The organism is Rossellomorea orangium (assembly GCF_019334305.1).
Lineage (GTDB): Bacteria > Bacillota > Bacilli > Bacillales > Bacillaceae_B > Rossellomorea.
This window is the reverse complement of record NZ_JAHWGH010000027.1, coordinates 320-1,324: the sequence shown is the minus strand read 5'-3', so window position 1 is coordinate 1,324 and position 1,005 is coordinate 320. Positions and strand designations below refer to the sequence as shown.

At 47.4% G+C, this 1,005-nt stretch carries 7 tRNA genes and 1 rRNA gene; all 8 read right to left on the bottom strand.

Features of this window, described 5'->3' with window-relative positions:
- Positions 1–19 precede the first annotated feature (19 nt).
- Positions 20–96: transfer RNA gene (locus tag KYJ26_RS22770), tRNA-Arg, on the bottom strand.
- Between the two features lie 91 nt (positions 97–187).
- Positions 188–276: transfer RNA gene (locus tag KYJ26_RS22765), tRNA-Leu, on the bottom strand.
- Between the two features lie 5 nt (positions 277–281).
- Positions 282–356: transfer RNA gene (locus KYJ26_RS22760), tRNA-Gly, on the bottom strand.
- Between the two features lie 8 nt (positions 357–364).
- A tRNA-Leu gene (locus KYJ26_RS22755) sits at positions 365–449 on the bottom strand.
- 64 nt (positions 450–513) lie between these two features.
- A tRNA-Lys gene (locus KYJ26_RS22750) sits at positions 514–589 on the bottom strand.
- 30 nt (positions 590–619) lie between these two features.
- Positions 620–695: transfer RNA gene (locus KYJ26_RS22745), tRNA-Thr, on the bottom strand.
- 27 nt (positions 696–722) lie between these two features.
- Positions 723–798: transfer RNA gene (locus tag KYJ26_RS22740), tRNA-Val, on the bottom strand.
- Between the two features lie 12 nt (positions 799–810).
- Positions 811–927, bottom strand: a 5S ribosomal RNA gene (gene rrf / locus KYJ26_RS22735).
- Between the last annotated feature and the right edge of the window lie 78 nt (positions 928–1,005).

Here is a 1,005-nt window from a genome sequence, read left to right as displayed (position 1 = left end):
TGAGCTACTTCCCGATATATGGCGCGCCCGAGAGGAGTCGAACCCCTAACCTTTTGATCCGTAGTCAAACGCTCTATCCAATTGAGCTACGGGCGCAAGATGCATAATAGTTTTTAATAAGTGATGTAAGGAAATATATTTCGCTAACGCGAATTAATGAAGATTATTTTGCTGTCGCAAAAAATCTTGGTGCCGAGGACCGGAATCGAACCGGTACGGTAGTCACCTACCGCAGGATTTTAAGTCCTGTGCGTCTGCCAGTTCCGCCACCCCGGCTAGTTTGGAGCGGAAGACGGGATTCGAACCCGCGACCCCCACCTTGGCAAGGTGGTGTTCTACCACTGAACTACTTCCGCGAAACAAATGGTGCGGGTGAAGGGACTTGAACCCCCACGCCTCGCGGCGCCAGATCCTAAGTCTGGTGCGTCTGCCAATTCCGCCACACCCGCAAATTGATGATTTCCACATTGATGAAAACCCTATGGTAAGAAATTTTGCTGTCGCAAAAATCTTTGGTGAGCCATGAAGGACTCGAACCTTCGACCCTCTGATTAAAAGTCAGATGCTCTACCAACTGAGCTAATGGCTCTCAAAAAATAAGACAAAATAAAAAAACCAATGGTGCCGGCAAGAGGACTTGAACCCCCAACCTACTGATTACAAGTCAGTTGCTCTACCAGTTGAGCTACACCGGCATATTAGATTTTCAAGAAATAAAAAAATGGTGGAGGATGACGGGATCGAACCGCCGACCCTCTGCTTGTAAGGCAGATGCTCTCCCAGCTGAGCTAATCCTCCGAAATATGTATCGCCTGGCGACGTCCTACTCTCACAGGGGGAGATCCCCCAACTACCATCGGCGCTGAAGAGCTTAACTTCCGTGTTCGGCATGGGAACGGGTGTGACCTCTTCGCCATAATCACCAGACATATTGCTTACAATGACAAATATTATTATATAATATTTTCAATGAAATTCAAGGGGTAAATGAAAATTTATTCCCTG